Origin of the sequence: Caldivirga sp. UBA161 (assembly GCF_002506515.1) — an archaeon.
GTDB lineage: Archaea > Thermoproteota > Thermoprotei > Thermoproteales > Thermocladiaceae > Caldivirga.
In genome coordinates, this window is record NZ_DAXS01000081.1 from 431 (window position 1) to 8308 (window position 7878).

Genomic DNA, 7878 nt, shown 5'->3' on the forward strand with positions numbered 1-7878 from the left:
AAAGACTGCTAATGGGGTAGTTGGGCTTGAGTTCACTTACATAACTGTGGAAATTGAGGGTGCGGGTATGCTTGAGGCTGCCCCCATATCTAATGGGCTTGAGATGCCGCTTATTGGTGTAAGAACTCTTGAGGGATTAGGATATAGGATAGATTCAACAACAGGTAGATTAGAAAAGATGGGGATTTACCTTCTTTAAAACATTCAGAGGCATATAGCCTCCTCCCTGCCCTTGAGGGGTAGGGATTTCTCTGGGTCTTAGAGGTTACACTCCCTTTCACGATTTCTATTGCAGCCTACAATGAATGAGGCGTTTTTAACTATGCCTACTACTGTAAGCCTCATTATGCTTAATGCGCCATTTAGGCCAGCATGTAGCTTATAGCCTAAAGGACATGTTACCGTCCACCTCCTGGCTGGTGCATTACAGCCTAATATCATGCTATTTAGGTCCATAATTATGCCTAAATTATTAAAGGGAATTTTTAAATGTATTTAACTTTAACTTTAGATTAATGGTTAATGAAGATGATGTTAAGGGCTTGCTGAAAAGCATGGATGGTATTAAATTGATTCAGGTAGTTGATGAGTTGGCCACTAGGTTTAATGTAAGTAAGGGTGAGGTTGCGTTGATTTTACTTAAGATGAGGCTTAGGGGTGAGTTGACTTTTAGCCATTGCTCAAGCCCAGTGGGCTTCTTAACATCAATTGATGCCTTAGCTTACTGGCTACTGGTGGTGGACTCCATATTAGCCTCATTACTAGCCCTCATTAACCTCAGTGGGCCATTAATTGAAGCCCTTAGGGTAATCCTAGGTGTGCCGGCTTTCGTCTATGTACCAGGTTACGCTGTGCTTAAGGTTACTTACCCAATTAAGAAGCCCTTTAGGCCCATGGAAACTATGCTATTCTCCATTGGGTTAAGCCTAGCCTTAGTGGGCCTAATATCAACACTACTCACCCTAACAGTGGGCTTAACTGTGCAATCAGCCTTAGCCTCAATGATGCCATTAAACCTAGTATTATTAACCATAGGCTACTTAAGGGAGTTCAGAATTAAGGTTGAGGCGCTGCCTACTGATTGTTTTTAGTAATTTACATTAAATGAATTGAAGTTAAGTAAGCGTATGATGTGGGAAATGCATAAATAAGGGTAATGCCATTAAATGAGGATGAAGCCTACGGGTAACTCAACAATTAGGGGTTCATGCAGTAGGTTCAGTACGGTGGTTTGGTTGTTTGTTAATTCAAGGGGTGCTGAGGTTAGGTTTAGGATTATTGAGAAACTTAGGGAGAGGCCAATGAACATTAATCAATTAGCTAAGGAATTAAGTATGGATTATAAAACTATTAAATACCACTTAATGGTTCTTAATAAGTATGGCTTTGTTAATAGGGTTAATGGCAATTATGGTTCACCATATTATCTCTCCGATGAAGTTTTCAAGCATTGGAGTGAATTAATTCAAATCGTTAATAGTTATAAATCTTACAAGGGATAATAGTGTAATGGAGTTTACTAATCAAGCACCTGAATTAACTATCATTGAGGGTAAGCCTATTCTTAAGTGGGGTGAGGCAAGTTACCTAATCCCAAGGCTTAAGCACGGTGCCTTATTTCTAATGGTTAATCAATTGGCTGTTCAATTAAGGTTCTGTGAGTACAGGATTCACTTAGATTTCACTAAGGGTAGGGTTATTGGTAATGAGGCTGTTGATGGATTATATGAGCATGCTAGGCAATTCGGCAGTATTGCTGATGAATTCAGCCTTGAGCCAGGCTGGGATCCAGTGGTTGTTAATAGGGGTGAGGAGGGGGTTTCCTTCTTCAACATGAGGATGAGGAACTGGATAGGTAAGGCCGACTTCACTAAACCCTACGTTGAGGAGAGGAGTGTGGTGGTGTTGATTAAGGGCGTACCAGTATTGGGCTTACCCGACTTAATAATCAATAGGGATGGTAAGCCATGGTTAATTATCGAGCTTAAGACAACCAATAGGGCCAGTAGGCTTGGATTCATTGAACCAAGGGAGGCTTACCAAGTTGAGGCATATTACCACTTCCTTAGGATGATGGGGCTTGGGGTTGAGGGAGCCATTGTGGTTAAGTTAATTAGGGGTAGTGGGGTTAAGGTTATTGACTACGTTGATGCCTTAATTAGGGCATTCACCAACGGGGTTAACTATAGTAGGTTAGGTAATGGGATAAGCATGCATGTTGTTAAGGTTAGGGATGCTTCAGAATTCATGAAGGAGACGGAGCAGGCTGTGGATTATTGGTTAGGACTCAGGAATGCCGTTGCAAGCCCAAGTCCAGGTAAGTGTAGGGTATGTGACCATAGGTTGCATTGCCCATACAGCTTATCTAGCTGAGTCATCATTAGGTGGATCCCTATTACCGTAAGTAACGTTAAGGGTTATGTAGGACTGTAGGTAAATGTAGTTACCTGAGGTTACAAATATAGGTACCATATAGGAGCCGGCTAACCTAGGCGTTATTGTGCATTTAATCCTTGAAGAACCAGGCTGGATCACAGCATCCACTTGAGCGTCCAAGCAAATTAACCTGAATTTAACGTTAACCCCCATGTCATTGTCGAACTCCAATTCAAGCTCAATAGGCCTATTAATTAAACCCCTATAAACCTCCCTTAGAGACCTCATGGCAATCTTGAATCTTGAATCCAGGATTCTGCGGAGCTCATTAATCCAGTGGTTGATTAGGTCTGGGTTCCAGAATTCAGCCCACCAGAAGTCGCTGTCTAATGCGTGCCATAGGGCATACCTAGCCTCATTAATCTTACCACCTAATGCATCCTCAAGCCCCCTCAAATACCTATAGGAGTCAATAACTTTAACCCAATGCTCAGCATGCTCCCTCCTTTCCCCATCCCACTTAGTGAACCCCCCTAGCCATGATGTTGTGGGTACGTATGTTATGTTCCTCCTCGCCATGTTAACTTGACTAAGCCTAACAGTCTCAATAATGCCTAATTCCTGCATCCTACTGAGGTATGAGTAGAATTTATCAAGCATTAAACCAACCATGGCTGGGGTCTTGGACATTGCTATGAAGTTCTCCCCATCAAGGGCAATAACCACTAACTCACCATTAGCCTCAATAATGGACCTACTAAGCATAGCGGCAAGCTTTATGGCTGTTCTTTCATCAGGGATATTATTCTGGAAGGATAAAATATTACTCAGCCTCTCATCCCTAAAGAATACAGTTAACCTACCACCCAGGCTATAGGGTTCGTAGATGCTTCCCTTATCCCCCTGAACTCCAGGAAAGTGATTGCCACCATCAAGTACTGTGTAGCCGACTCCATGCTTCTCATATACGTCAAGCAGCTCCATACTCCACGCCATTTCAGGGGTCCAAACACCAGCAGGATTAACACCTAGGGTACTTCTAGTAACCTCAATACCTACCCCCAATTCCTCATCAATGACGTCAACCATCTCGTACCTTGATGCCAAGTAACCCAGTATTGTGTGGGCATAAACGCTTGATAATACGTCTAATTGACCCCTATTAGCCTGAACCCTATACATGTCGAGTACCTTAGCCACAGCGTTAACTTCACCACTACCCTTTGCATGAACCTCACCATTAATGAGCGTATAGCCCTTCTCAATCGCATCAACCCACTGCTTAAGTAAGCTTGGAGATAGGTGAATATTCACCTTAACTCCACTGTACTTGTCATTAAGGAAGGCGTGGAATAAGTATGGGCCACCGTTGAAGAATGGCGCCATAACCGGGGCGTGAACATACCTAAAGGCCCAATCCGCGTAATACCTACCATCACTCATGTACCATGGGGGTTGATGCATGTGGTACACTAAGGCCAATTTAACGGGCCTTCCCCCCTCAATAACCCTCACCTTAATTGACTCAGTGAATTTACTGCCCCCAGCATTACCATTAAGCCTAACAACCCAAAGCCCAGGCTCATTCACGGTGAATGATGCATTAACTGTAGTTACTTCACCAGGTAGGGCTAGGGCTGAACCCACCCATGAGTCAACATGCCTACCCTCCAGTAGGTACTCGAGGCTTAGGTTAACGTTTATTGATGAGGATGAATCATTAATTAACCTAACCTTAACCCCAACCCCATCCCCAACCTTATGCACTGGGCTATCAACATCAAGTAAAGCCCTCACGTTAATCAGTTTAATGAAACCCTATATAACCTTTCCGCGTATAATAAGGATTCTAGGGGATAGAATAGGCAGTAATGAGTAACTGCGCGTATTTTTAGGGGTATTAAGAAAACTTTATAACTTAATATTAAGCCTTAGGATGTATGGAGAACACTGAGGTTAAGGTTAAGTTGAGGTACCATGAGTTCGCTGAGGGTAGGATTAGGATTAGCCTTGATGCATTACCCATGCTTAAAAAGGCCCATTATGGAGTCTATGGGCATGCAACCGTTGAGCTATGCCACTGGACTAAGAGCGCCTTAATAGGTGGGCCAAGTTGCTACAAGGTTAAATTCTACGGTGCCCCAGTGGGTGGTTCACATAGGTGTGTTGAAATGGGGCCTGTGGGTATGATGTGTAGTAATAAGTGCGTTTACTGTTGGAGGCCGTCAGAGTCCTTTGACCCCTATGAGCCAATGAGCGAGGAGGTTATGGATCCTGTAGACATGGTTAATGGCATACTTAAGGAGAGGAGGAGGTTACTATCAGGTTACTTTGGTCATGCTAAGAGTAGTAGAGTTAAGGTTAATGAGGCCCTTCAACCAACGCACTGGGCTATTTCACTCTCAGGGGAGCCTACAATGTACCCTAGGTTACCTGAACTCATAAAGTACATTAAGTCACTACCAAGCACTAAGTCAGTCTTCCTAGTGACTAATGGGCTTTACCCTGAGATGATTGAGAGGCTTTGGCATGAGGACGCATTACCAACTCAACTATACCTAAGCCTAAACGCCCCCAATAAGGAATTATTCCTGAAGATAGCTAACCCGGTGCTTCATAGGGATGATGCCTGGGAGAGGGTGTTGAGGAGCCTTGAATTATTAGCCAAGATACCCACCAGGACTGTGGTTAGGATAACTTTAATTAAGGGCTGGAATACTAGTAGTGAATTACTGGATCAATTCGCCGAGGTGTTAAGCATAGGTAATCCACACTTCATTGAGCCTAAATCATACATGCACCTAGGCCACTCAGTGTATAAGCTTAGTAAATTTAACATGCTTAGGCATGAGGAGGTTAAGGAATGGAGCCTAAGCCTACTGAAGGCCCTTAACTCAAGGGGCTTAAGGTACATCTTCATGGATGAGGACCCCAATTCAAGGATAACTGTACTGCAGAACATGGGGAGGTACGTTGATAGGTGGATTGAGAAGCCAAGTAATGAAACTAACCCTTAGTGTAATTCTCAAGGGCACTAATTAAATATGGATTAAACACAACACCAAAGGTATTATCATTCCAAGCCCAGATGCCGATGAAGCCTGGGTGAAGGCTACTGGTTAATTCGCCTAATACCTGACTCATATATATTGACGGTGCAGTGCAGTTCCAAGTGAACTTCACGTTCCAGTTGGCCGGCTGAATGTATGCTTTTTCATCACAGTACCTGAACCCAACCTCACCAACCATTATGTTGAATCCACTTGACTTAAGAACCCTAAGATTATTAATTAAGTACCCTGGAACAGTAACCACACCATTTACGTATTTGTAATCCCAAATATCATAACCAACTAGGGTTAAGTTAGCCTCCTTAGCTAAGGCTGAGACATCATTAACGTTCTCACCATCACTAGCATAGTAGAAGAAGTTAGCCTCAGGGAATTCAGCCTTGAGTTCGCCGTAAATCTTAACCATACTCCCCCTACATGTCGCATTAGCCACGCAGTCAGCCTCCTCGCTGAAGCCTATGTAGAAGCCCCTACCACTTGGATTAATCTTCTTCAAGCCCTGTACTATGAATTGAGGAACATTAATGTAATCTAAAGTCCCCCTCCACCTGTATGATGGTTGGTAGATTTCGCAGAAAATATTAATGAAGACTGGCCTATCTTCATTAACGTATTGTTGAATAGTGTAGAGGGCCCAGTTTATCCATATCATTGATGCTTGAGGATCATTACATTGATAAGCCAACACAACACCCGGTATAGCCCATGATGGTACAGTATAATTGCCAGCCCCCCAAGGCGTAATCCACAGTATTAACCTAGCTTTACCAGTTGATGAGGTTGAATGATTCACTAGTAATATAGCTAAAATTACGGTTATAAGTATTACAGCTAAGATCACGGTTAATGCAGTTAACTTGGGCATGCGTTAACTAATATTAAATATAATTTAACAATTACGGTCCCTTCAGCCAAAAAGCACTGAACCATTTCACTATCAAGGTAACCTCATAAGCGTTCAGAAGGATTCGAATTCATTGGTAAATGTGAAGTAACCTCCATGCACTTCCTAACCCTAACTATCAATCCACTTGAGGCGCCAAGCTCATCCCTAAGGGCAACACCAATGGCTATGCCGAAGGCAAGTGGATAACACTTATCAACTACCCTAAGTACCTCATTAAAGTTAAAAGCCAGGACTTCAACGTTAGGCAGCGTATCTAGGCTGGGTAGCCTCCTATGTAGTGGGGGCATTCAACATCTTGGCTAGGAGGAAAACCATAACCCCAAGCCCCTCCCTCATGGGAGGGATAGGGGTAATGCGCCCAAGGCCGGGCGCGGGGCTGAACCCCTCAAGGGGAATGTAGCCCCAAACCTCCCGAACGGGGAGGAGGTCAGATCACTGGGAACTTGAAACTATTTAACTCAATTAAGTAAGTGCGTTATTGAGGCCCTCGTGGGTTTACTAATGCCATTAAAGAAGGGCCATTAAGGCGAGTTCCAATGCTTGATAATCCTTAAAGCATGCTCAATTATAATTACCCCTCTCCTCATCACCTCTAGCAGAGTTTAGTGTTCTCCTAGGCATTGGGATACATCTACTGAATTCCTCAGCATTCATGTTAAGGTCCATATACACTATGTTGGTTAAAGATTATCTAAAGCTGTTTAAAGCATATAACATAGGTATTGCTTAGATATGCCTTAATTCATGGCCATTGAAAACATATTAAGTGCTAGGTAGCCTACTTGGATTACCCAATATTAGGGAGAAGATATTGAATGATGAGGCCGAGTAGCTACTGGTCCCAATGAAGGCCAAATCCTTAACTTTACCTTATTACATGGTTAATTAACGTTAAGCGCTATTTAGCATATAGTTTCATATTAATTTAGGTTAATGAGCATTAATTAAGTTAACTTATTATTGGCTTACCATGTCCTGGGTAAATCACCTTAGGTTTAATGCTCATTAATTTGCTGAAACTCTTAACAGCATCATTCATATTCAATGTAAAAGCCCCTTGGCGGTAATGCAGGCTTACCACCACGTTAAACTACAGCATCCCCATGAATAAGATCCCATCCTTAAAGTACGCCCACTACCTGGGATGTGCACTGAAACATAAATGGCCTTATAACCCCCAATCACGCCACCATCATTAACCTTAATATTAACCTTCACTGGCTTAAAACTAAGCTAGGCTCCTCACATTCAATAGCACTAGCCTCCATTGATGATACAACCGCACTGCAGTTGAATTGCTTAACAATCTCCCACGCATACCTAACATGATCGATGTGGTAATGGGCTATGAGAAGATACCTAATGTTCACATCATGTTCCCTAGAAACCCTTAAAGAACCAATCTAATGTTAAGAAAAATAGGAAGTAATGGCTACTAATAATAACTATCATAACACCCTACTTAGGGTTAGGTTTTTATTCCTCCCTTTCCCTTTCCTCCTTGTGTCTTTTCGTGATGAGTTT

8 protein-coding genes and 1 pseudogene are annotated in these 7878 nt (G+C 42.7%); 5 read left to right on the forward strand and 4 right to left on the reverse strand.

Going from position 1 to position 7878, the window contains the following annotated elements:
- The 4 genes and pseudogenes from BP896_RS09085 to BP896_RS09100 form a co-directional block, all read left to right on the forward strand.
- A pseudogene (locus BP896_RS09085) lies at positions 1-199 on the forward strand (hypothetical protein); the annotation flags it as partial.
- A gap of 316 nt (positions 200-515) precedes the next feature.
- Entirely contained in the window at positions 516-1091 is a 576-nt protein-coding gene (locus tag BP896_RS09090; RefSeq protein ID WP_291767723.1) for a DUF1616 domain-containing protein, read from the forward strand.
- An 81-nt stretch (positions 1092-1172) separates the two neighbouring features.
- Positions 1173-1502 (forward strand): ArsR/SmtB family transcription factor, encoded by a 330-nt coding sequence (locus BP896_RS09095; RefSeq protein ID WP_291767725.1) that lies wholly within the window; start codon positions 1173-1175, stop codon positions 1500-1502.
- 7 nt (positions 1503-1509) lie between these two features.
- The gene (locus BP896_RS09100) at positions 1510-2373 is read left to right on the forward strand and encodes a PD-(D/E)XK nuclease family protein (protein ID WP_291767726.1); all 864 of its coding nucleotides are present in this window, start codon (positions 1510-1512) and stop codon (positions 2371-2373) included.
- Here BP896_RS09100 and BP896_RS09105 read toward each other — a convergent pair.
- Entirely contained in the window at positions 2362-4173 is a 1812-nt protein-coding gene (locus BP896_RS09105; protein WP_291767728.1) for a glycoside hydrolase family 57 protein, read from the reverse strand. The two genes, BP896_RS09100 and BP896_RS09105, sit on opposite strands and share 12 nt — an antisense overlap.
- A 143-nt stretch (positions 4174-4316) precedes the next feature.
- On the opposite strand from BP896_RS09105, the gene twy1 reads away from it, so the two are divergent.
- Positions 4317-5393 (forward strand): 4-demethylwyosine synthase TYW1, encoded by a 1077-nt coding sequence (twy1, locus tag BP896_RS09110; RefSeq protein ID WP_291767729.1) that lies wholly within the window; start codon positions 4317-4319, stop codon positions 5391-5393.
- Here the strand turns inward: twy1 and BP896_RS09115 are convergent.
- The 3 genes from BP896_RS09115 to BP896_RS09125 form a co-directional block, all read right to left on the reverse strand.
- A complete protein-coding gene (locus BP896_RS09115; RefSeq protein WP_291767730.1) occupies positions 5383-6240 on the reverse strand; it encodes a hypothetical protein in 858 nt (285 codons plus the stop codon). The two genes, twy1 and BP896_RS09115, sit on opposite strands and share 11 nt — an antisense overlap.
- 155 nt (positions 6241-6395) lie before the next feature.
- Positions 6396-6641 (reverse strand): hypothetical protein, encoded by a 246-nt coding sequence (locus BP896_RS09120; RefSeq protein ID WP_291767733.1) that lies wholly within the window; start codon positions 6639-6641, stop codon positions 6396-6398.
- Positions 6642-7568: 927 nt separating this feature from the next.
- Positions 7569-7724: a hypothetical protein gene (locus BP896_RS09125; protein ID WP_291767734.1), complete on the reverse strand. Its 156-nt coding sequence runs from the start codon at positions 7722-7724 to the stop codon at positions 7569-7571.
- Positions 7725-7878 lie beyond the last annotated feature (154 nt).

Coding starts and splice junctions, on each gene's coding strand:
- BP896_RS09090 (WP_291767723.1), top strand. CDS start 516: ATGGTTAATGAAGATGATGTTAAGGGCTTGCTGAAAAGCATGGATGGT.
- BP896_RS09095 (WP_291767725.1), top strand. CDS start 1,173: ATGAAGCCTACGGGTAACTCAACAATTAGGGGTTCATGCAGTAGGTTC.
- BP896_RS09100 (WP_291767726.1), top strand. CDS start 1,510: ATGGAGTTTACTAATCAAGCACCTGAATTAACTATCATTGAGGGTAAG.
- twy1 (WP_291767729.1), top strand. CDS start 4,317: ATGGAGAACACTGAGGTTAAGGTTAAGTTGAGGTACCATGAGTTCGCT.
- BP896_RS09120 (WP_291767733.1), bottom strand. CDS start 6,641: ATGCCCCCACTACATAGGAGGCTACCCAGCCTAGATACGCTGCCTAAC.